Here is a 21,547-nt window from a genome sequence, read left to right as displayed (position 1 = left end):
CGGCGGCGGGGTTGCCGCCTCTGGGGGCGGGGGCGGCGCGGTGTCCGGTGGGGGCGGGGTCACCGCCTCAGGAGGGGGCGGCGTCTCGGCGGCCGGCGTCGGCGCCGCGGCGGCCACGGCCTCGGGCGGGGCGGCGGGGGGCGCGGCCTCGGTGACGGGGGTGGGATCGGGCGCCGGCGCGGGCTCGGGGGCCGGCATGGTCTCCACCTCCACGGCGGGGGTGGGCTGCTCCAGCGGCGCGGCGGGGATCAGCAGCACGCCTACCATGGCGGCGTGGAACAGGGCGGAGAGGCCCCAGGCCAGGGGCCGCGCCACGCGGCGCAGGCCGGAAGGGCGCGGCGCGGGGGCAGGGGACCGGGCGGCGACGGCGCGGGCCGCCTCCAGCAGGGCGGGCGGCAGCTCCGGCGGGGGCGCCGCCTTCGGCATGGGCGGCAGGGGCGGGCGGGCGGTGCGGGGCTTCTCCGCCAGCATGGGGTCCATCCCGGCCGCGCCCCCTAGCGCGCCTGCACGGCGGGCGCGGCGGCGTCGCCCTCGGCGATGAGGGAGACCTTCGTGATCCCGGCGCGGGAGACGCGGCCCATCACGCGCAGCACGTCGCCATAGGGCACGGCGCGGTCGCCGCGCACATGCACGGGGGCCTCCGGGTCCTGCTGGTGCAGGGCCACCAGCCGCTCCGTCAGCGCGGCCTCGGAGACCTCCTCCTGGCGGATGAAGATCTTGCCGCCCGGGGCGACGGTGAGGACCACCGGCGGGTTGGTGGAGGCGGCACGGGCGGCGGCGGTGCGCGGCAGGTTCACCGGCACGCCCACCGTCATCATCGGCGCGGCCACCATGAACACGATCAGCAGCACGAGCATCACGTCCACCAGTGGCGTGACGTTCATGTCGGCCATCGGCAGGGCGTCATCGTCATCCCCGCCACCGCCGCCCATGGACATGGCCATCGGGGCTTACTCCGCGGCCCGGCTGGCGTGGGCGTGGGCGTGTGCGCGGGAGGGGGCAGGGCGCCGTGCCATGCCGGCCGAGAGCTCGTGGATGGAGGCGAAGGCGGCCTGCCGGATCCGCGTGAAGGCCACGGTAAAGCGGTTGTAGGCCATGACGGAGGGAATGGCGGCCACCAGGCCGATGGCGGTGGCGAACAGCGCCTCCGCGATGCCCGGCGCCACCACGGCGAGGCTGGTATCGCCGCTGGCCGCGATCCCGGAGAAGGAGTTCATGATGCCCCAGACCGTGCCGAACAGGCCGACGAAGGGGCCGACAGCGCCGATGGTGGCCAGCAGCGGCAGGCCTGGCTCGGCCGCGCGGAAGGCGGAGACCACGGGGGCGCGCATGGCCAGCTCCATCCGCTCCCGGTACTCGCCGCGGCTCTCGGCCGGGTCGCGCCCCTCATGCCATTCGCGGGCGCCGGCGCGGATCACCTCGGCGGCCAGCCCGCCCTCCGGCGTCACGGCGCCGGAGGCGGCGGCGGCCAGCTTGCGCGCCTCCGCCCGCAGGCGCCGGGCGGCCACGATCTTCTCGATGATAATGCCCCAGCAGGCGATGGAGGCGACGAGCAGCAGGATCATCACCCCCTTCACGATGGGGTCGGCCTGCAGGAACAGCGCGAGCGGGGAGAGGTCGTGCCCGACCGCCGCGTGGGCGAGGTCGGTGGCGGGCGCGGGCATGGCCGGCGGGAGGGACGGGGGAACGGACGGAGCGGCGGCGGGGGCGGCGGGGTTCATCGCTTACTTCTCCAGCGCCACGCCCTGCACGCGGGAGCTGACGGCCAGGCGGCCGAGGCAGGCGGCGGGGGCGGCATCCGGCCCGCAGGCCAGCACGTCGTTCAGAAGCAGGTAGCCCACGCCGTCGCAGGGCGTGCCGGCGAGGTCGAAGATGCGGGCCATGGTCTTCTCCGCGGGCAGCGGGCCGAGATCCAGCGCCAGACGCCGGGCCACCACCTGGTCCTTGCCGAAGACGACGAGATCGAGCCGCAGTGGGTCCACCGCCGCGCCGGGGTTCCGGGCCAGCATCCACACCCGGCAGCCCTCAGGCCGCGCCTCCAGCCGGTTCAGTTCCACCGAGACCTGGCCCGCGGGGGCTTGTTGGGCAGGCGCCGGCTGCGCCAGGGCGGGCACGGCGAGGGTCAGCAGGGGGGCCAGCAGCGCGGGCAGGAACCGGAAGGCGCGGGCGACGGGCATGTCCCTGGGGCGTCCTTATGCTGTCTCGGCGTCCGCGCGGGGCGCCGTTGCACGGCCGGCACGCGCCGGGCCCTGGAAGGCCCGGCGCGGGCGGCCCAGCGGGGGGCGCCAGGCCGCGATGCGTCCGTCGGAGGCCTGCCCTGTATCGCACCTGCACAGCGGATGCAACGCGGTTGCGAACGATTTGCAGCAAAGGAACCGGTAACCCGCGCCAACTCCCCGTGAGGCGCACCCCTTCCCGCATCCTTGCCGCATGTTAAGCCTTTGAACCCGTAGAATCGCCAACCGAAAGGGGCCGGCATGTCCGACCTTCCGAACATCGCCATCCAGGGAGAGAGCGAGCCCGCCGTGGCCCTCGCCCTGCTGCGGATCATCATGGAATCCACGAAGGAGGGGGTGGAGCAGGACCGGGACTGGATCCTCTCCACCTACGCCGACTGCCTGGCCGTGGTCGGCGGGGCGGAGGTCTCCTACGACGAAGATGAGGAGACGAAGGAGGGCTGAACACGCGCCCCCGGGTCCTTGTCCCGGGGCAGCACTCAGGGCAGCGTCCTCTCCAACGACAGGGAAGGATGCGGCATGGCGACGGGCAATCCGGGCTTCGAGTCCTTGCGGCCCATGCTGGCGCCGCGCAGCCTGGCCGTCATCGGCGCCTCGGAGGAGCCGACGCGCATCGGCGGCCGCCCGGTGCAATCTATGATCCGCCAGGGCTTCGCCGGGGAATTGTGGCCGGTGAACCCGAAGCGGGACCGCGTGCAGGGCATCCCCGCCTATCCCGGGATCGACGCCCTGCCCGGCGTTCCCGACGCCGCCGTGGTGGCCGTGCCCGGCGCCCTGGCGGAGCAGGCGGTGGAGGCGCTGGGCCGCCGCGGCTGCCGCGCCGCCATCGTCTTCACCGCCGGCTTCGCCGAGCTGGGGGAGGAAGGGCAGGCCGCGCAGGAATCGCTCGTGGCCACGGCGCGGCGGCACGGGATGCGGCTGCTGGGCCCGAACTGCCTCGGCCTGTTCAACGCCCCGCTGGGTTACTACCCGATCTTCACCTCCGCCTTCGACAGCGGCTGGCCGCTGGAAGCGCCCGCCGGGCGCGGGCGCGTGGGCATCGCCAGCCAGTCCGGCGCCTATGGCACCCATCTTTTCGCCGCCGCCCGGAACCGCGGCATCGCCACCCCGATCCTCATCACCACCGGCAACGAGGCGGAGGTGACGCTCGGCGACGCCATCGGCCACCTGGCCGGCGATGACGGGGTGGAGGTCATCGCCTGCTACTCGGAGGGCGTGCGGGAGGGCCCGCGCTTCCTGGCCGCGCTGGAGGCCGCCCGCCGCGCCCGCAAGCCCGTGGTGATGATGAAGGTCGGCCGGTCGGCGCTGGGCGCCAGCGCCGCCCGCTCCCACACCGCCAGCATCGCCGGGGATGATGCGGTGACGGGCGCGGTGCTGGCCGAATTCGGCGTCCACCGCGCCCGCGACACGGAGGAGCTGCTGGACGTGGCCTATGCCGCCACGCCGCGCATCTACCCCGTGCGGAACAGCCTCGGCGTCGTCTCCATCTCCGGTGGGGCGGGGGTAATGATCTCCGACGTGGCGGAGGAGCAGGGCCTGCCCATGCCGCCCATGCCGGAGGCCGCGCAGGACCGGCTGCGCGCCCTGGTCCCCTTCAGCAATCCGGCCAACCCCGTGGACTGCACCGCGCAGGTGTTCAACGACATGTCCATGGTGGGCGCCTTCGCGCGCAGCATGGTGGAGGATGGCGGCTACGCCAGCCTCATCGCCTTCTTCACCAGCGTCGGCGGATCTCCTGCCCTGGCGCCGAGGCTGCGCGCGGAGCTGAACGGGGTGAAGCAGGACCACCCGGACCGCCTCTGGGTCCTCAGCGTCCTCGCCTCTCCGGAGGGGGTGCGGGACTACGAGGCGGACGGCTACCTCGTATTCCCCGATCCCTCCCGCGCCGTGGCCGCCCTGGCCGCGCAGGGCCGCTTCGGCGAGGCCTTCGCCCGCCCGCCCCGCGCGCCCGTGCCCCTGCCGGCCGTGTCCCTCCCCGCCACGGCGCCGGACGAGGCGGAGGCCAAGCGCCTGCTGGCCGCCGCCGGCATCGCCCCCGTGCCCGAAGCCACGGCTGCCAGCGCGGAGGAGGCGGTAGAGGCCGCCCGCAGCATCTGCTTCCCCGTGGTGATGAAGCTCCTCTCCCCCGACATCCTCCACAAGTCGGAGGTCGGCGGCGTGCTGCTGAACATCGCAGACGAGGAGGCCGTGCGCGCCGGCCACGCCACCCTGATGGCGAACGCCGCTCGCAACGCCCCCGGTGCCCGCATCACCGGCGTGCTGGTGGCCCGCCAGGTCCTCGGCGCCGTGGAAGTCGCCCTCGGGATCACGCGCGATCCGGTCTTCGGTCCCGTCGCCATGGTCGGGCTGGGCGGCGTCTTCATCGAGGTGCTGCGCGACGTGGCCCTGCGCCGCTGCCCCGTCGACGTGGCGGAGGCCGAGGCCATGATCCGCTCCCTCCGCGGCTTCCCCGTGCTGGACGGCGCGCGGGGCCGGCCCAAGGCGGACATCCCCGCCCTCGCCCGCGCCCTCTCGGCCCTCTCCGCCTTCGCGGCGGCGGCGGGGGAGCGGCTCGTCTCGGTGGACCTGAACCCCGTGCTCGTCCTGCCGGAGGGCGAAGGGGCCTTCGCGGCGGATGCGGTGATTGAGATCGGGTGAGGCGGGCGCCCGGCGGATCTGGTCCAGGACGCGGCCGGCGCGGAGCATGGCGAGAGGGCCCGCCCCCGGCATTCGCGCGCATGATGGGGAACGCCTGACGGGATGGCCGCGACTGGCAGGGCCGGGCACAGGGGGCATATAGGCCCCATGGTCGAGAAGAACGACAACCACGGCCGCAGCCGGCACCGCCGGATGGGGCGCATCCCGTGATGGCACCGGCCTTCCTGACGGGCGGTGGCGAGACCGGTGCCCTGATGCGCGGGCACGACTGGTCGAGCTCGCCCCTGGGCGATCCGGCCGGCTGGCCGCCCCGGCTCCAATCGGTCGTCGAGCTGCTCCTCGGCTCCAAGTTCCCGATGTTCGTCGCCTGGGGCGCGGAGCTCGGCTTCCTTTACAACGACGCCTATGCCGAGATCCTCGGCGCGAAGCACCCGCGCGCCCTCGGGGCGCGCTTCCACGATATCTGGGCGGAGATCTGGCCCGACATCCTCCCGCTGATCGAGACGGCCATGGCCGGGGTGGCGACCTACCGTGAGGACCTGCCGCTCCTGATGAACCGCAGGGGTTTCGACGAGCAGACCTGGTTCACCTTCTCCTACTCGCCCGTGCGCGACGAGGAGGGCCGTGTCGCCGGCATGTTCTGCGCCGTGGCCGAGACAACCGCCCGGGTCCTGATGGAGAGGAAGCAGGCCTTCCTCGTGCGGCTCGGCGACGCGCTCCGGGGCCTGGACGACCCGCATGCGCTGCCCACCCTCGCGGCGGAACTGCTGGGGACGGAGCTCGGCGCGGACCGTTCCGGCTACGGGATCATCGATGCCTCCGGTGAGGTGGTCTCCGTCGAGCGCGACTGGACGGCCGGACGCGTGGCCTCCCTGGCCGGCGAGGCGCGCATCCTCGATGCCTTCGGTCCGGCGGTCATCGCCGAATTGCGGGCCGGGCGCACGCTGGTGGTGGAGGACTGCCAGGCGGACCCCCGCACCTCCCACCCGGCCTACTTGCCGACCTGGGACAGCATCGGGACCCGTGCCCTGATCGTCGCACCTCTCATCCGGTCCGGCCGCCTGGCGGCCATCCTCTATGTCCACAGCGGCGGGCCGCGCCACTGGATGGGGGGGTCGAGGCGGAGCTCGTCGAGGAGGCGGCCGGGCGCACCTGGGACGCGGTGCAGCGGGCCTGGGCCCTGGCCGATCTGCGCGAGAGCGAGGGGCGGCTGCAGCTGGCCCTCGACGCTTCGGGCATGGTCGGGCTCTACGACTGGCTCGTCCCCCAGGACCGCCTCTACGCCGATGCGCGCTTCGCCCGGCTCTTCGGGGTGGATCCTGACCGTGCTGCGGCCGGCGCGCCGCTCGCCGAGTTCGCGCGCGCCATCCACCCCGAGGACGGGCCGCGCGTCGAGGCCGCGATGCGGCGCACGGTGGCCACAGGGGAGCCCTATGAGGCCGAGTACCGTCTTGTCCGGGCCGGGGGCGAGATCCGCTGGGTAGCCGCCCGCGGCCGCTGCACCCGCGGGCCCGGCGGGGCGCCGGAGCGCTTCTCCGGCACCGTGGTGGACATCACCCGGCGCAAGCAGGCCGAGGAGCGGCAGGCGCTCCTGTCGCGCGAGGTGGACCACCGGGCCAAGAACGCCCTCTCGGTCGTCCAGGCGGCCCTGCGGCTGACACGCGCCCCTGACCTGCCCGCCTACACGCGCGCGATCGAGGGGCGGGTGGCGGCCCTGGCCCGGGCGCAGACGCTGCTGGCCGATCGCCAATGGGCCGGTGCGGACCTGCTGTCTCTCCTGCGGGGCGAGCTTGACGGGTTTCTCGACCGGGACGGCAGCGGCCCGCAGGCCGAGGTCGATGGCCCCCCCGTCTCACTGCCCGCCGGCGCCGCCCAGCCCCTTGCCATGGCGATCCACGAGCTCGCCACCAACGCCGTGAAGTACGGCGCCCTCTCGGCCCCGCAGGGGCGCGTGGAGGTCACCTGGAGGGTGGAGGGCAGGCTGCCCGGCCGCTTGCGCCTGCGCTGGACGGAGAGGGGCGGACCTCCCCTCGGGAGCCCTCCCGAGCGGCGGGGCTTCGGGACGAGGGTGCTGGACGGCACGGTACGCGGGCAGCTTGGCGGCACGTTGTCGCTGGGCTGGAAGCCTTCCGGCCTCGTCTGCGAGCTGGACGTGCCGCTCAGGCCGGAACCGACGCCGGGCGAGGGGCGGGATGAAGCCGCACAGGCCTGATGCCCGGCCCAGGACCCGCGGCTGAGAGGACGGGGCCGGCCTAGCGCACCCGCCCAGCGACGGCCTGCCCCAGCGCCTTCGTGCCGAGCGGCCCGCCCAGGTCCGGCGTCAGTTCCCCGGCCTCCACCGCTTCCGCCACCGCCGCCTCGATCGCCCGCGCGGCCTGGCTGTAGGCGCCCTGGCCTCGGCGTTCCCCGTGCCAGTCCAGGAGTTGAGCGAGGGAGAGGATGAGGGAGAGGGGGTTGGCGCGGTCCTGCCCGGCGATGTCGGGGGCGGAGCCGTGGGCGGCCTGGGCCATGGCATGCGCCGTTCCGGCATTGACGGAGCCGCCGAGGCCGATGCTGCCGGAAAGTTCGGCCGTCATGTCGGAGAGGATGTCGCCGAACATGTTGGTGGTGACGATCACGTCGAAGCGGGACGGGTCGCGGATGAGAAGGGCGGCCATGGCGTCCACGATCACCTCCTCCAGCGCCACGCCGGGATGGTTCGCGGCGGCGCGGCGGCACTCCTCCAGGAACATGCCGTCGCCCATGGTCAGCACATTGGCCTTGTGAACCGCCGTCACCTTGCCGCGGCGCGTGGCGGCGAGGCGGAAGGCGGCCTCCGCGATGCGGGCGCAGGCCGGGCGGGTGATGCGGCGGAGGGAAATGCAGACGTCCTCCGTCACCAGCATCTCCGCGCCGCCCCTGGCCATGTTGCGGTCGGCGTAGAAGCCCTCGGTGTTCTCCCGCACCACCACCAGGTCGAAGTCGTGCCGCGTGGGGTGGGGCACGCCGGGATAGGTGCGGGCGGGGCGGATATTGGCGAAGAGGTCCAGCCGCTTGCGGAAGAAGCCGGAGGGGTTGATGCCCCCCTTGCTGGCGTCGAGGTAGTCGTAGGTGGACATGGGGCCCATCAGCAGCCCGTCCGCCGCCTGCACCGTCTCCAGCAGGCCGGGGCGGACCGTGGTGCCGTGCCGCGCCAGGCTCTCGTGGCCCGCCACCTCGTGGGTCAGGTTCATGTTCAGGCCGTGGCGATTGGCCGCGGCCTCCAGCACGGCCAGGGTGGCAGCCGTGATCTCCGGGCCGATCCCGTCTCCGGGCAGGACGACGACGTGCATGGCGTTTCCTCTTATGGCCTTGCCTGTATCGGTCGGGCGCCCCGGCGCGTCCATCGTCTCCCGGCGCGGGGCGGGGTAAGGGAGGGCATGGACGAAGCCGCTGCCCTGCTGGACGCCGCCCGCGCGCATTTCTCCACCGGCGCCACGCGCCCCCTGCCCGCCCGCGTGGCGGCGCTGAAGGCGCTGCGGGATGGGCTGGAGGCGATGGAGGGCGAGATCCTGGCCGCGCTGCGGGCCGATCTCGGCAAGTCGGACTTCGATTCCTGGACCTCGGAGATCCTGCTGGTACGGCAGGAGATCGCGCTCGCCCTGAAGCGCCTGCCGCGCTGGGCCGGGGAAAGGCGCGTGGGCGGCCGCTGGTTCCACTTCCCCGGCCGCGCGGCGCTTCGGATGGAACCGCGCGGGGCGGTGCTGATCCTCGGGCCCTGGAACTACCCCGTGCAGCTCTGCCTCGTGCCGCTGGTCAGCGCGGTGGCGGCGGGGAACGCGGTGGTGCTCAAGCCCTCGGAGGTGGCGCCGGCCTCGGCGGAGGTGCTGGCGCGGCTCGTCGCGCGCTGCTTCGCCCCCGGCCATGTCGCGGTGGCGCAGGGCGGCCCGTCGCTGGCCGCCGCGCTGACGGCGCAGCCCTTCGACCACCTCTTCTTCACCGGCAGCACGGAGACCGGCCGCAAGGTGGCCGAGGCCGCCGCGCGCAACCTCGCCATCACCACGCTGGAGCTGGGCGGCGCCAATCCCTGCATCGTGGACGCGGATGCGGACCCTGTTCCCACCGCGCGGCGCATCGCCTGGGCGAAGTTCCTCAACGCCGGGCAGACCTGCCTGGCCCCCAACCATGTGCTGGTTCACGAGAGCAAGGCGGAGGCCCTGCTGGACGCGCTGCGCGCCACGGTCGCCCGCTTCTACGGCGAGGACGGGCGCGGCATGCAGCGCGTGGTGAACGCGCGGCACCTGGCGCGGCTGGAGGCGATGCTGCCCCGCGGCCGCACGGCCATCGGCGGCGGCGTGGACCACAACGCGCTGCACATGCAGCCCACGGTCCTGCTCGATCCCGATCCGGCGCTGCTGGAGGAGGAGATCTTCGGCCCCATCCTGCCGGTGGCGACCTGGCTGGACCGGGACGCCCTGCTGGCCGGCCTCGCCCGCCGCCCCTCCCCTCTCGCCCTCTACGTCCACACGCGCGATGCCGGCTTCGCGGAGGCGGTGGCGGCCGCCCTGCCCTCCGGCGGGCTCTGTGTGAACGAGCACATCGTCCACTGCACGGTGCCGGACCTGCCCTTCGGCGGCGTCGGGCCCAGCGGCTCCGGCCGGTATCACGGCGAGGCCGGCTTCGCGGCCTTCTCCAACGCCCGCGCCCTGTTCCGCCAGCCCGCGGGGATCGACCCCACCCTGCGCTACCCGCCGCCGAAGGCGCCGCTCTCCATGATCCGGCGGCTGATGGGCTGAGGACGCGGGGCCGCTGCAACCGCCCGATCCGCCCGGCGCTGTCCCGTTCTGACAGGCCGAAGGAGCGCATCATGGCCCAGGGAAGCAAAGGACGGGACGCGGGCCACGATCCCGGTGATTCCGTGCCGCCGGGCGTCGCGCCGGTGAACCCGGTGCCGCTGACGGAAGAGGACCTGAAGGTGAAGCGGAAGCTGGAGGAACTCGGCGGCGGAAAGCCGATCGAGCGCGGGCCCCAGGGCCAGGCGGAGACGGACGGGCCCGAGCGGATCGGGCGCTGACGCCTCACTCCACCCGGATATTCTCCGCGCGCACCACCTCCCGCATCGCTAGGCGCTGGGCGGTCACGAAGCGGGCCAGATCCTCCCGGCTGCCGCCGGCGGGCAGCACGCCGATGCCGTTCAGCAACCGGTCCCGCCGCGCGGGGTCCGAAAGCGCCTGATTCAGCGCGGCGTTCAGGCGGTCCAGCACGGGCGCAGGGGTGCCCGCAGGCGCCCACATCGCCACCCAGTCGTTCACGTCGAAGCCCGGGAAGCCCTGCTCCGCCACGGTGGGCACGTCCGGCAGGAAGGGCAGGCGCTGCGCGGTGGTCACGGCCAGCGCGCGCAGCCGCCCCTCCCGGATCAGGGGCACGGCCTGGGGCGTGGTGGAGAAGGCCATGTCCACCGCGCCCGCCAGCACGTCCTGCATCGCGGGCGCCGAGCCGCGATAGGCGACATGGGTGAGGCCGATATCCGCCCGGCGCGACAGGACCGCGCCGGCCAAGTGCGGGCCGGAGGCGATGCCGGAGGAGGCGTAGGTCATCCCCGGCTTCTTCCGCGCCGCCGCCAACAGCGCCGCGAGGCCCGCCGGGCCGGAGGTGAGGACGACGAGGACCTGCGGCAGGGTGCAGAGCTGCCCGATCGGCGCGAAACCCGTCTCGTAGTCGAAGGGCAGGTTCGTCAGCAGGGCGGGGTTGAGGGCCTGGCCGGATGCGTCCGAAAGGATGGTGTAGCCGTCCGGCGCTGCGGCGGCGACGGCGGCCGCCCCGATGGAGCCGGTGGCGCCCGCCCGGTTCTCCACTGCCAGCGGCTGGCCGAGGATCGCCCCCATCGGCTCCGCGACAAGGCGCGTGGGCACGTCCACCCCGCCGCCCGGCGCGTAGGAGGCGATCACCCGGATGGGCCGGGACGGCCAAGCCTGGGCCTGGGCGAGGGAGGGCAGGGCGGGAAGGGCGGCCGCGGCGGCGAGAAGCCGGCGGCGCGTGAGGGCGGGCATGTCTTTGCCTCGTGACGTTTCCTCGCCGGAGGTTGCGGGGGGCCTGGGGCAAGCGCAAGGGCGGCCGCCCGCACCTTGACGGTCCCGCCGCATCGGCCGCGTATGCGCGGCATGACCGAGCCCAACCCCCTCCTCACCCCCTGGGACGACACCCCCTTCGGCCTGCCCCCCTTCGACCGCATCCGCCCCGAGCACTTCGTGCCGGCCTTTGAGGCGGCGATGGCGGAGCACCTGGAGGAGATCGCGGCGATCGGCGCCGATCCGGCAGAGCCGGGCTTCACCAACACGATCGAGGCGCTGGAGCGCAGCGGGCGGGCGCTGGCGCGGGTGGGCAACGTCTTCGGCAACCTCGTCGTCAGCCTCGGCGGAGAGGCGCTGGAGACGGTGGACACGGAGATGTCCCCACGTCTGGCCGAGCACGGGATGCGCGTCTCGCTCGACCCCGCGATCTTCGCGCGGGTGGATGCGCTGTACCGGCAGCGGACGCTGCTGGGGCTGGAGGAGGACGGGATGCGGCTGCTGGAGCGCACGCATCTCGGCTTCATCCGCTCCGGCGCGGCGCTGGACGAGGCGGCGAAGGCGCGGATGACGGAGATCTCCTCCCGCCTCGCGACGCTGCACACGGAGTTCGGCCAGAACGTCGTCTACGACGAGAAGGTCTGGCACCTCGCGCTGGGGGAAGCCGACCTGGACGGGTTGCCGGCCTTCCTGCGCGACGGCATGGCGAGCGCGGCGGCGGAGCGGAACCTGCCGGGCTACGCCGTCACCCTCTCCCGCTCCCTCATCGAGCCCTTCCTCACCTTCTCCGCCCGGCGGGACCTGCGGGAAGCGGCCTACCGCGCCTGGGTCGCGCGCGGCACCCACGCCGGGGAACACGACAACCGCCCGCTGATCCCGGAGATCCTCGCCCTGCGCGCCGAGCGGGCGAAGCTGCTGGGCTACACCACCTTCGCCGAGTTCCGGCTGGCCGATTCCATGGCCGGCACGGTGGAGGCGGTGCAGGGCCTGCTGGCGGAGGTGTGGGAGCCCGCCAAGCGCAAGGCGGCGAAGGAGCGCGACCGGCTGCTCGCCGTGGCCCGCAAGGAGGACTTCGAGGGCGATCTGGCCGCCTGGGACTGGCGCTACTACGCCGAGAAGGTGCGCCAGGCCGATTACGAGCTGAACGAGGCGGAGCTGAAGCCCTACTTCCTCCTCGGCAACATCCAGCAGGCCGCCTTCGACACCGCCGGCCGCCTCTTCGGCCTTTCCTTCACCGAGGTGGAGGCCCCGTCCTACCACCCGGATGTCCGCACCTATGAGGTGCGCGACGCGGACGGACATGTCGGCGTCTTCCTCGCCGATCCCTACGCGCGCGCCGACAAGCGCTCCGGCGCCTGGATGAGCAGCTACCGCGACCAGGAGAACCTGGACGCGCCCGTCTCCCCGGTGATCGTCAACAACAACAACTTCGCCAAGTCCGAGCCCACGCTGCTGAGCTTCGACGATGCGGAGACGCTGTTCCACGAGTTCGGCCACGCCCTGCACGGCTTGCTCAGCAAGGTCCGCTACCCCGCGCAATCCGGCACCAGCGTGCGCCGCGATTTCGTAGAGCTGCCGAGCCAGATCTACGAGCACTGGATGGCGCTGCCGGAGACGCTGCGCCTCTACGCCCGCCACCACGAGACCGGCGCGCCGATCCCCGACGCGCTGATCAGCCGCCTCCTCGCTGCCCGCGGCTTCAACCAGGGCTTCGCGACGGTGGAGTACACCTCTTCCGCCCTTATCGACATGGCGCTGCACAGCCACCCCGCGCCGGAGACGATCGACATCGAGAGCTTCGAGCGCGAGTTCCTCGGCTCCATCGGCATGCCCGCCGAGATCGGCATCCGCCATCGCCCCGCCCACTTCCAGCACCTCTTTGCCGGCGGTGGCTACGCGGCCAGCTACTACGCCTACATGTGGGCGGAGGTGCTGGACGCGGACGGCTTCGACGCCTTCACGGAAGCGCAGAACCCCTTCGACCCCGCCACCGCCGCCCGCCTGCGCAGGCTGTATTCGGCCGGCGACACGCGGGACCCGATGGCGCTCTACGTGGAATTCCGGGGGCGGGCGCCGAGCACAGCGGCGCTCCTGCGGACGCGCGAGCTGGTGGACTGATCCTTCGGGTGGCGGTCTGTGGCCGGGGAGAGGAAGAAGGAATTCTTCCTCTCCCCGGACCCCTCACCATCATCTTCTTTCAGGAGATGGTCTTGCTTGGCTGGCGGTGCGCCTCGGGTCGATGACCCGAGGCGACTGCAAGGGTATGATCAGACCGTCGCGCAGGAACACCGCGCCAGGACGGCGCGGCGGCAGCCAGACGTGGTTCCAAGGGCCTCAGGCCCTTGGCGGGGGTTCCAGGGGGCGGCGCCCCCTGGTTCCGGACAGATCAGAACATGACGAGACAGGATGAGCATGGCGGAAGAGAGCGCGCGGCCGACCCTGGCCACGCATAGCGGCAAGTTCCACTGCGACGACGTCTTCGCCTATGCCGTGCTGCGCCTGGCGCTCGGCTTGCGCGCGGCGGGGGAGGATCACGTGCTGGTCCGCACCCGCAAGCCGGAAGCGATCGCGGCGGCGGACATCGTGTGGGACGTGGGCACCGTCTACGACGCGGCGGCCCGGCGCTTCGACCATCACCAGCGCGGCGCGCCGGAGCGGCCGGACGGCACGCCCTTTTCCTCCGCCGGGCTCGTCTGGCAGGAGTACGGGGTGGCGGCGGTGGCCGCGATCCTGCCGGAGGAAGCGCGGGGCTTCGCCGGGGATATCGCGGCGGAGCTGGACGGATCGCTGATCCTCAGGATCGACGAGGTGGACAACGGCGTCTCCGCCAGCGGCCCGGTGCGGGACGACAATCTCGGTCTCGCGGCCCTGGCCGGCGACTTCAACCCGACCTGGGACAGCCCGGAGGCCGAAGGGCCGGAGGCGGGGAATGCCGCCTTCGTCGCCGCCTCCGCCTTCGCTGAGGGGGTGCTGCGCCGCCGGGTGGAGGGGATGCGCGCCCGCCGCGCGGCGGAGGCCTTCGTCCTGGCCGCCCACCGGGCGGGGGCGGAGCCGCAGATCCTGGTGCTGGAGCGCGGCATGCCCTGGAAGAGCGCGGTCTTCGCGCACGAGCTGCCCGTGCTGTTCTGCGTCAGCCCGGCGTCCAACGGGAACTGGATGCTGGACACCATGCCGCCGGAGCCCGGCTCCTTCGCCCAGCGCATGCCGCTTCCCGCGGACTGGGCGGGGCTGCAGGGGGAGGAGCTGGCGGCGCGCTGCGGGGTCGCGGACGCCGTCTTCGTCCACCTCCGCCGCTTCGTCGGCGCCGCCCGCACGCGCGAAGGGGCGGTGGAGATGGCCCGGCGGGCGCTGGCGATGCCGTGATGACGCCGTGATATGGCGGTGCGGGACGGGACCGTTATGGTGCGTTCCGTGCTGCTCCCTTCCCGCCCGAATCCGGCCCGATGCCCCTGCTGTCCCGACTGCTGATCCTCGTCGGGATCGCCCTGCTGCCGGCGCTGGGGGCCCTGTTCTGGGGCGCCCAGGAGGAACACCACACGCGTGAGGCGGCGGCGCGGGACGAGGTGCTGCGGACCGTCCGGCTGATGGCCGCGGATCATCAGCGCATCGCGGACGGTGCCCGGCAGCTCCTCACCAGCCTCGGCAATCTCCGCGCGGTGCGGGCCCTGGACGCGGCGGAGTGCCAGTCTTTCTTCGCCCGGATCATGCAGGACTTTCCCCGCTATGTCGTGCTCGCCACCGCGACGCCGGACGGGCAGGTGGTGTGCTCCGCCGATCCCTCGGCGGTCGGCAACGGCGTGGCCGACCGCGACTACTTCCGCCGCGCCCTGGCGGGAGGCGGCTTCGTCACCGGCGGCTTCGTGGTGGGCCGCTCCTCCGGCCAGGGCAGCTTCCACTTCTCCCAGCCCTTCCGCGACACGACGGGGGCGGTGGCCGGGGTGGTCCATGCCGGGATCGGGCTGGACTGGCTGGCCGAGCAGGTGAACCGGGTGCCGCTGCCGCCCCACTCCGTCCTTTCCATCATCGACCGGGACGGCGTTGTGCTCGCCTCCCGGCCCGGCCGTGGGCAGACCGTGGGCGAGAAGGTCCGCGGCTCCGTGACTGGGCTGGTGGGGCGCGAGAACGAGGGCGTGGAGGACCGGATCGGGTCCGACGGAAGGCGGCGGATCTACGGCTACATCCCGGTCGGGGTGACGGGCACGCACATGATCGTGGTGGGGCTGGACCGCGCCGCCCTCCTCTCCCAGGCCTCCGCGGCGGAGCGGCGCGGGGCGATGATCCTGTCCGGCACCATCCTGCTCGCCCTCCTGCTCACGGTCGTCGGGGCGCGGCGCCTGGTGCGCGAGCCGGTGGGCCGGCTGCTCGCGGCGTCCGAGCGCTGGCGCCGGGGCGACACCGCGGCGCGCATCACGGTCGCGCCGCGGAAGTCGGGGGAGGGTTCCGAGTTCGACCGCCTCGCCAGCGCCTTCAACGCGATGGCCGAGACGGCCGAGGCACGGGAGCGCTCCCTGCGCGAGAGCGAGGAGGCCAATGCCCGGCTGGCCGCCATCGTCACCTCCGCGGCCGATGCCATCATCAGCCTCTCCCCGGCCGACGGGACGATCATGAGCTGGAACCAGGGGGCGGAGAGCCTGTTCGGCTACGTGCCGGAGGAGGTGCTGGGCCGGCAGATCGACCTGCTCCTGCCGCCCGAGGACGAGGCGGGCCCGCTGTTCCGCCGCGCCCTCTCCGGCGGGACGACCCGCGACCACGAGGCGGTTCGCGTGGCGAAGGACGGCTCGCGCATCCCCGTCTCCATCACCCTCGCCGCCATGCGCGGCGGGGACGGGCGGGTGATCGGCGTCTCCGTCATCCTGCGCGACCTGCGGGAGCGGCGCGCGGCCGACCAGCATCAGCAGCTTCTGATGCGGGAGGTGGACCACCGCGCCCGCAACGTGATGTCCGTCGTCCGCTCCCTCGTGCAGCTCTCCCCGAAGGAAGACCCGAAAGCCTTCGCCCGCGCGATCGAGGGCCGCATCTCCGCCATGGCCCGCGCCCACGGGCTGCTGGCCCAGGACCGGTGGGAGGGCGGCTCCCTTCGCGTGCTGGCGGAAGGCGAGCTCGGCATTCCCGCCGACGGCCCGCCCCAGGCGGAACTGGAAGGCCCGGCCGTGACGCTGCGGCCGGACGCGGTGCAGCCCCTCTCCATGGTGCTGCACGAGCTGGTGACGAATTCCCGGAAATACGGCGCCCTCTCCCGCGAGGGGGGCGTGGTCGGGCTGCGCTGGTGGGCGGAGCCGGCGGGAAGCGAGGGGGACCTGGTGATTCGCTGGACCGAGCGCGGCGGGCCGCCCGTGGACGCCCCGCCAGCACGCAAGGGCTTCGGATCCCGCCTGATCGAGATCAGCGTGCGCCACCAGCTGCGCGGCACCTTCGCCCAGGACTGGCAGCGCACGGGGCTGGTCGCCACCATCCGCATCGGCGCGGCCTGCATCGCCGCCATCGCCCCCGGGGCCGGCCCGCCGCCGCCCGCCCTGCCCGATCCCGGCCCCGCACCCGGCCCGAAGGGGCTGGCCGGCCTGCGCGTGCTGGTGGTGGAGGACGAGGCGCTGGTGGCGGTGGAGGTGGCCGATGCCCTGGCCGCCGCGGGCTGCCGCATCATCGGCCCCGCCGGCACGCTGGAGGACGGGCTGGCCGCGGCCCGCGGCGCGGGCGCGATCGACGCGGCGGTGCTGGACATGAAGCTTGGCGGCCACCCCGTGCTGCCGCTGGCGGATGAGCTGGCGGCGCGCGGCGTGCCGATAGTCTTCACCACCGGCTACGGCGAGCCGCCGCCCGGGCACCGGGAGGCTGTCGTGCTGACGAAGCCGGTCCGGCCGGAGGACCTGGTGCGCGCCGTGCAGCAGCTCGTCGCCCGGACGCTGGTCCAGCCCTGAGGCGTCGCCCGCCCGGGCGGCGCCGGCCAGGGCCCCTTCGTCGGACCTAGAGAGGCTCGGCCTCCCGCTCCTTCATCATCGCCTGGAACGCCGGCCGGGCCTGGCAGGCGGTGATCCAGGCCTGCACATGGGGTGCGGCCTCGAACAGCGTGCGGTCCGGCTGCGCGTAGCGGATGATCTCGGCCATGTTGATGTCGGCCACGGTGAAGCGGTTCCCGACCAAGAAGCCCTTCCCCTCGGCCAGGGCCTTGTCCAGCACGGCAAAGGGCGCGCGCAGGCGGTCGGCCGCCGCCTCCGGGTCGCGCTTCTGGACGATGGACAGGCAGTCCTCCTCGATCCCGCGGCCCCAGAGCGCCCACATGGCCGTCAGCGCCTCCTCCTTCGCGTCCTGCGGGCCCAGCGGGCTGCCGGCCTTGCGGGCGAGGTAGAGGGTGATGGCCTGGGACTCGTTCAGGACGAAGCCATCATCTTCCAGGGCCGGGATGAGGCCATTGGGATTGATGGCGCGGAACGCGGGGGAGGCGGTGTTGAGCGGCGCGCCCGGCGCGGCGGGATCCTGCAGCCGGTAGGCCTGGATCACCGGCACGCGACGATGATCCAGCCCCAGTTCCATGGCCGCCCAGACCGGGCGCGTGGCGCGGGAGCGAAGGCATCCATAGAGGGTCAGGGACATGCGGCGTCGCCTCTCGATCAGGGAGGCGGCGGCGATAGCACGCCCACGCCCTGCCGCGAACGGGAGGCGGGCCGCCTTAGCTGCTTGCCGTTCCGGCCGTTCTGCTATAGCAGTTTGGGTGGACGACCAGGAAAGAGAAGAGACATGGCCTCCTCCAACGATCGCGTGCTGGCGGCGCTGCCCGGCATCTCCGGCATCCTCGTCACGCCCTTCGACGCGGAGGACCGCGTCGCCCCCGCCGGGCTGCGCCCGGTGATCGACCGTGCCATCAAGGCCGGGGTCCATATCCTCACCGCCAATGGCAACACGGGCGAGTTCTACGGCCTGACCACCGCCGAGGCGGAGGCGATGGTCCATGCCGTGGCGGAGATGGTCGCGGGCCGCGTGCCCGTGGTGGCCGGCGTCGGCCGCAGCATCGGGGATGCCGTGGCCCTTGCCCGCGCCTCCCGCGCCGCCGGGGCCTCCGCGCTGATGGTGCACCAGCCGCCCGATCCCTTCGTTGCCCCGCGCGGCGTCGTCTCCTACGTCCAGCGCGTGGCGGAGGCCGGCGACGGCCTTCCCCTCGTTCTCTACCTCCGCAACGACGGCATCGGGCTGGACGCCATCGAGAAGCTCTGCGCCATCCCCGGCGTGGCCGGGGTGAAGTGGGCCGCCCCCTCCCCTCTGAAGCTCGCCGAGGCGATCCGCCGCGCCGATCCCTCCACCGTCTGGGTCGGCGGGCTGGCCGAGGTCTGGGCGCCGCCCTTCACCGCCGTCGGCGCGCGCGGCTTCACCTCCGGCCTCATCAACGTCTGGCCGGAGCAGTCCGTGGCCATCCACTCGGCCCTGGCCGCCGGCGACTACGCGCGCGCCAACCACCTCATCGGCATCATGGGCACGTTCGAAGACTTGCGCGCCGAGGAGGGCAACGGCACCAACGTCTCCGTGGTGAAGGCGGCGCTGGCGCTGATGGGCAACGACTGCGGCCATGTCCGCCCGCCCGGCGCCTGGCCGCTGACGGACCGCCAGGCCACCCTGCTGCAGCAGCGCCTGGGCGAGTGGGGCCTCCTGGCCGGGCAGCGCGCCAACGCGGCCTGATCTGTTGCGCGGGTGGCCTCCAGGGGGCGCTGCCCCCTGGAACCCCCGCCAGGAGGCTGAGCCTCCTGGACCTGCATGGGGCTGCCGCGGATCCGATGCCGTAAAGGCGGCGCCGCAGGCTCTTTGATCCCAGGTCGGTGCGGGCGGACATGTCCCGCGCCTCGGGTCATGGACCCGAGGCGGGCTGCGAGCCGGGCATTTCGCGGCAGCCCGAAAGAAAAGTTGAGGGGTGGGTCCAAGGGAGGGGAGAATTCCTTCTCCTCTCCCTTGAGGCCGCCAGAGCCCCCCTGCCAGAACAAGCGCCCGAGACCCACGCAGGGGAGAGCAGCTTGGATTTCCAGACCGATGACCCGCCGCTGATCCTGGCCAGCGCTTCCTCCGCGCGCCGCGCGGTGCTGGACGCGGCCGGGCTGCGGTTCGAGGCTATCGCGGCGGCGGTGGACGAGGCCTCCATCAAGGAGAGCGCGCGGGCGGAGGGCTTCCCGCCGGAGGACACCGCTTTGATGCTGGCCGAGGCGAAGGCCCGGCGCGTGGCGGCCCGGCGGCCGGAGGCGCTGGTGATCGGCTGCGACCAGATGCTGGTGCTGGAGGACCGCTGGTTCGACAAGCCGGAGAGCGTGGAGGCCGCGCGGGGGCACCTGGAGGCGCTGCGCGGGAAGGAGCACCGGCTGGTGACGGCGGTGCTGTGCTGGCGCGGGGGTCAGCGCATCTGGCAGCACGTGGCTCAGCCGCGACTGGCCATGCGGGCCGTGTCGGACACCTTCATCGACGCCTATCTGGCGGCCGAAGGCGGGCGGGTGACGGAGAGCGTAGGGGCCTATCGGCTGGAAGGGCCGGGGGTGCAGCTCTTCGACCGGGTGGAGGGGGAGCACGCGGCGGTCCTCGGCCTGCCGCTGCTGCCGCTGCTGGGCTTCCTGCGGCAGCACGGGGTGTTGCTGCGCTGAACCGTCAGCGGGCGGTGCGCTCCCGCGATCCGGGCGTCAGCCCAGGAGCTTCTCGATGTCGCCGGACAGCTTCTCGGGCGCGGTGGTGGGGGCGTAGCGGGACACCACCTTGCCGTTCCGGTCGATCAGGAACTTGGTGAAGTTCCACTTGATCGCCTCCGTGCCCAGGGCGCCGGGGGCGGCGTGCTTCAGGTGGCGGAAGACCGGGTCCGTGCCCGACCCGTTCACCTCGACCTTGGCGAAGACGGGGAAGGTCACGTCGTACTTCGTGGTGCAGAAGCTGGCGATCTCCTCGGCATTCCCCGGCTCCTGGGCGCCGAACTGGTTGCAGGGGAAGGCCAGCACCTGGAAGCCCTGCGGCCCGTAGCGGCGCTGCAGCGCCTCCAGCCCTGCGTACTGGGGCGTGAAGCCGCAGCGGCTGGCCGTGTTCACCACCAGCAGAACCTTGCCCCGAAAGTCGGAGAGCGGCTGGGCACCGCCGCCGGGCAGGGAGGCGGAGAGGTCGAGAAGTTCGCTCAATTCTGGGGCTCCAGCCGGATCACCCGGCCCTGCGTCTCGTCGGTGAGGATGTAGAGAAGGCCGTCCGGCCCTGTCAGCACGTGGCGGAAGCGCGTGCGGCCCCAGAGCATCCGCTCCTCGCCCAGCACGCGGTCGCCCTCCATCGTCAGGCGCACCAGGCCGGGCGTGCTCTGCGCGGCCAGGAAGAGGCTACCGCGCCAGCCCGGGAATACGCCGCCCGTGTAGAAGTTCCCGCCGGAGGGGCTGATGGCGGGGGTCCAGTGCCAGAGCGGCTCCTCGATCCCCGGCGCGCGCGCCTGCCCCGTGCCGATCGGGCTGCCGTCGTAATCCGTGCCGTAGGAGACCAGCGGCCAGCCGTAGTTGGCGCCGGCGCGCAGGCGGTTCACCTCGTCCCCGCCCTTGGCGCCGAACTCGATCTCAATGACGGAGCCGGTGGCGGGGTTGATCGTCAGCCCCTGCGGGTTGCGGTGGCCATAGGTGAAGACCTCCGGCCTCGCATCCGTGCGGCCGATGAAGGGGTTACCCTCCGCCGGGCGCCCGTCCCGCTCCAGCCGCAGAACCTTGCCGCCGAGGTCATCCAGGCGCTGGGCCCGGCTCTTGTCGTTGTAGCGCTCACCCGTGGAGAGCAGCAGCTTCCCGTCCGGGGCAAAGAGGACGCGGCAGCCATAGTGGTTGCGCCCGGAGGCCTGGGCCGGCGTCGCGTCCAGCAGGGTCGTGGTGCCTTCCAGCCGCGCCATGTCGGCGGAGAAGCGCGCGGTGGCGAGGCGGGTGAGGACCCCACCCCCCGCCGCGCCGGCCAGGCAGAAATAGACCTGCCGCGTCTGCGCGAAATCCGGCGCCAGGGCCACGTCCAGCAGCCCGCCCTGCCCCTGCGCCACCACCTCGGGCACGCCGGGCACCGGGGGCGATACCGCGCCGTCCCGCCCGACGATCCGCAGCCGCCCCGGTCGCTCCGTCACCAGCAGCCGGCCATCCGGCAGGAAGGCCGCGCCCCAGGGATGGTCCAGCCCGGTGGCAAAGTCCGCCACGCGGAAGGCCGCGCGCTCGCTCCGCACCACCTCCTGCGAGAGGACGGGGCTGGCGCAGCCGGCCAGCCCCAGCAGCAGGAAGGCGGCGCGCAAGCGCGGGATCAGCCGCCGATCGCCCCGTCCACCCAGGCGCGGAGCTGGCCGCGCGGCATGGCGCCCACCTTCATGTCCACGGGCTTGCCGTCCTTGAACAGGATCATGGTGGGGATGCCGCGCACCGCGTACTCGTTCGGCGTCATCGGGTTCTCGTCGATGTTCACCTTGGCCACGGTCAGCTTGCCCGCATAATCCTTGCCGAGCTCATCCAGGATCGGGCCGACCATGCGGCAGGGGCCGCACCACTCCGCCCAGAAATCGACGAGCACGGGGCCGGAGGCCTCCAGCACGTCCGTCTTGAAGCTGTCGTCGCTGACAGCCTTGGTATTCTCGCTCATCTTATATCTCGTCCCAAGGATGGGGCCCGGTACCGGGTTCGGATGAAAAATCGGGAT

General features: G+C 73.2%; 19 protein-coding genes and 2 pseudogenes. 11 read left to right on the top strand and 10 right to left on the bottom strand.

Annotated elements, in window-relative coordinates:
* The 4 genes and pseudogenes from J5Y10_RS23010 to J5Y10_RS22995 all read right to left on the bottom strand — a co-directional run.
* Positions 1–480, bottom strand: a pseudogene (locus tag J5Y10_RS23010) (hypothetical protein); the annotation flags it as partial.
* A gap of 14 nt (positions 481–494) precedes the next feature.
* Positions 495–944: an ExbD/TolR family protein gene (locus tag J5Y10_RS23005; protein ID WP_209376461.1), complete on the bottom strand. Its 450-nt coding sequence runs from the start codon at positions 942–944 to the stop codon at positions 495–497.
* 6 nt (positions 945–950) lie between these two features.
* Positions 951–1,721, bottom strand: a complete 771-nt coding sequence (locus tag J5Y10_RS23000) for a MotA/TolQ/ExbB proton channel family protein (protein ID WP_209376460.1) — start codon at positions 1,719–1,721, stop codon at positions 951–953.
* A gap of 3 nt (positions 1,722–1,724) precedes the next feature.
* Entirely contained in the window at positions 1,725–2,177 is a 453-nt protein-coding gene (locus J5Y10_RS22995) for a Tat pathway signal protein (protein ID WP_209376459.1), read from the bottom strand.
* A 300-nt stretch (positions 2,178–2,477) separates the two neighbouring features.
* Here J5Y10_RS22995 and J5Y10_RS22990 point away from each other — a divergent pair, with 300 nt between their 5' ends.
* The 4 genes and pseudogenes from J5Y10_RS22990 (at position 2,478) to J5Y10_RS22975 (ending at position 7,086) form a co-directional block, all read left to right on the top strand.
* Complete coding sequence (locus tag J5Y10_RS22990) at positions 2,478–2,681, top strand: hypothetical protein (protein ID WP_209376458.1); 204 nt, start codon at positions 2,478–2,480, stop codon at positions 2,679–2,681.
* A 75-nt stretch (positions 2,682–2,756) separates the two neighbouring features.
* Positions 2,757–4,874 carry an acetate--CoA ligase family protein gene (locus J5Y10_RS22985; protein ID WP_209376457.1) on the top strand — a complete coding sequence of 706 codons (2,118 nt, stop codon included), beginning with the start codon at positions 2,757–2,759 and terminating at the stop codon, positions 4,872–4,874.
* A 209-nt stretch (positions 4,875–5,083) separates the two neighbouring features.
* Positions 5,084–5,968: pseudogene (locus tag J5Y10_RS28135) on the top strand (GAF domain-containing protein); the annotation flags it as partial.
* Between the two features lie 143 nt (positions 5,969–6,111).
* On the top strand, positions 6,112–7,086 hold the full coding sequence (locus J5Y10_RS22975) for a sensor histidine kinase (protein ID WP_245214998.1): 975 nt from the start codon (positions 6,112–6,114) through the stop codon (positions 7,084–7,086).
* A gap of 40 nt (positions 7,087–7,126) precedes the next feature.
* Here the strand turns inward: J5Y10_RS22975 and J5Y10_RS22970 are convergent, their stop codons facing one another.
* Positions 7,127–8,185: an isocitrate/isopropylmalate dehydrogenase family protein gene (locus J5Y10_RS22970; protein WP_209376455.1), complete on the bottom strand. Its 1,059-nt coding sequence runs from the start codon at positions 8,183–8,185 to the stop codon at positions 7,127–7,129.
* 87 nt (positions 8,186–8,272) lie between these two features.
* Between J5Y10_RS22970 and J5Y10_RS22965 the strand changes: the two genes are divergently transcribed.
* Entirely contained in the window at positions 8,273–9,628 is a 1,356-nt protein-coding gene (locus J5Y10_RS22965; protein ID WP_209376454.1) for an aldehyde dehydrogenase family protein, read from the top strand.
* A gap of 71 nt (positions 9,629–9,699) precedes the next feature.
* Positions 9,700–9,906 (top strand): hypothetical protein, encoded by a 207-nt coding sequence (locus J5Y10_RS22960; RefSeq protein WP_209376453.1) that lies wholly within the window; start codon positions 9,700–9,702, stop codon positions 9,904–9,906.
* A 4-nt stretch (positions 9,907–9,910) separates the two neighbouring features.
* Here J5Y10_RS22960 and J5Y10_RS22955 read toward each other — a convergent pair whose 3' ends face one another.
* On the bottom strand, positions 9,911–10,882 hold the full coding sequence (locus tag J5Y10_RS22955) for a Bug family tripartite tricarboxylate transporter substrate binding protein (protein ID WP_209376452.1): 972 nt from the start codon (positions 10,880–10,882) through the stop codon (positions 9,911–9,913).
* A gap of 111 nt (positions 10,883–10,993) precedes the next feature.
* On the opposite strand from J5Y10_RS22955, the gene J5Y10_RS22950 reads away from it, so the two are divergent.
* From J5Y10_RS22950 to J5Y10_RS22940, 3 genes are all read left to right on the top strand, one after another.
* A complete protein-coding gene (locus J5Y10_RS22950) occupies positions 10,994–13,018 on the top strand; it encodes a M3 family metallopeptidase (RefSeq protein ID WP_209376451.1) in 2,025 nt (674 codons plus the stop codon).
* A gap of 288 nt (positions 13,019–13,306) precedes the next feature.
* Complete coding sequence (locus J5Y10_RS22945) at positions 13,307–14,263, top strand: MYG1 family protein (RefSeq protein WP_245214997.1); 957 nt, start codon at positions 13,307–13,309, stop codon at positions 14,261–14,263.
* A gap of 80 nt (positions 14,264–14,343) precedes the next feature.
* Positions 14,344–16,815, top strand: a complete 2,472-nt coding sequence (locus J5Y10_RS22940; protein ID WP_209376450.1) for a PAS domain S-box protein — start codon at positions 14,344–14,346, stop codon at positions 16,813–16,815.
* Between the two features lie 46 nt (positions 16,816–16,861).
* Here J5Y10_RS22940 and J5Y10_RS22935 read toward each other — a convergent pair whose 3' ends face one another.
* Positions 16,862–17,488 carry a glutathione S-transferase family protein gene (locus J5Y10_RS22935; RefSeq protein WP_209376449.1) on the bottom strand — a complete coding sequence of 209 codons (627 nt, stop codon included), beginning with the start codon at positions 17,486–17,488 and terminating at the stop codon, positions 16,862–16,864.
* A 144-nt stretch (positions 17,489–17,632) separates the two neighbouring features.
* Here J5Y10_RS22935 and J5Y10_RS22930 point away from each other — a divergent pair, with 144 nt between their 5' ends.
* Both J5Y10_RS22930 and J5Y10_RS22925 read left to right on the top strand, forming a co-directional pair.
* Positions 17,633–18,565, top strand: a complete 933-nt coding sequence (locus J5Y10_RS22930; protein WP_209376448.1) for a dihydrodipicolinate synthase family protein — start codon at positions 17,633–17,635, stop codon at positions 18,563–18,565.
* Positions 18,566–18,894: 329 nt separating this feature from the next.
* Positions 18,895–19,509: a Maf family nucleotide pyrophosphatase gene (locus J5Y10_RS22925; RefSeq protein WP_245214996.1), complete on the top strand. Its 615-nt coding sequence runs from the start codon at positions 18,895–18,897 to the stop codon at positions 19,507–19,509.
* Positions 19,510–19,545: 36 nt separating this feature from the next.
* Here J5Y10_RS22925 and J5Y10_RS22920 read toward each other — a convergent pair whose 3' ends face one another.
* Genes J5Y10_RS22920 through trxA form a run of 3 tightly spaced genes read right to left on the bottom strand, consistent with a single transcriptional unit; the run spans position 19,546 to position 21,490 of the window.
* The gene (locus J5Y10_RS22920; protein ID WP_245214995.1) at positions 19,546–20,028 is read right to left on the bottom strand and encodes a glutathione peroxidase; all 483 of its coding nucleotides are present in this window, start codon (positions 20,026–20,028) and stop codon (positions 19,546–19,548) included.
* The gene (locus tag J5Y10_RS22915) at positions 20,025–21,149 is read right to left on the bottom strand and encodes a PQQ-dependent sugar dehydrogenase (protein ID WP_245214994.1); all 1,125 of its coding nucleotides are present in this window, start codon (positions 21,147–21,149) and stop codon (positions 20,025–20,027) included. Before J5Y10_RS22915 ends, J5Y10_RS22920 begins: the two co-directional genes overlap by 4 nt.
* 8 nt (positions 21,150–21,157) lie before the next feature.
* Entirely contained in the window at positions 21,158–21,490 is a 333-nt protein-coding gene (gene trxA / locus J5Y10_RS22910; RefSeq protein WP_209376446.1) for a thioredoxin TrxA, read from the bottom strand.
* Positions 21,491–21,547 lie beyond the last annotated feature (57 nt).

The sequence above is a fragment of the Roseomonas indoligenes genome (assembly GCF_017813365.1).
Taxonomy (GTDB): domain Bacteria; phylum Pseudomonadota; class Alphaproteobacteria; order Acetobacterales; family Acetobacteraceae; genus Roseomonas; species Roseomonas indoligenes.
This window is presented reverse-complemented; position numbering and strand designations above follow the sequence as displayed.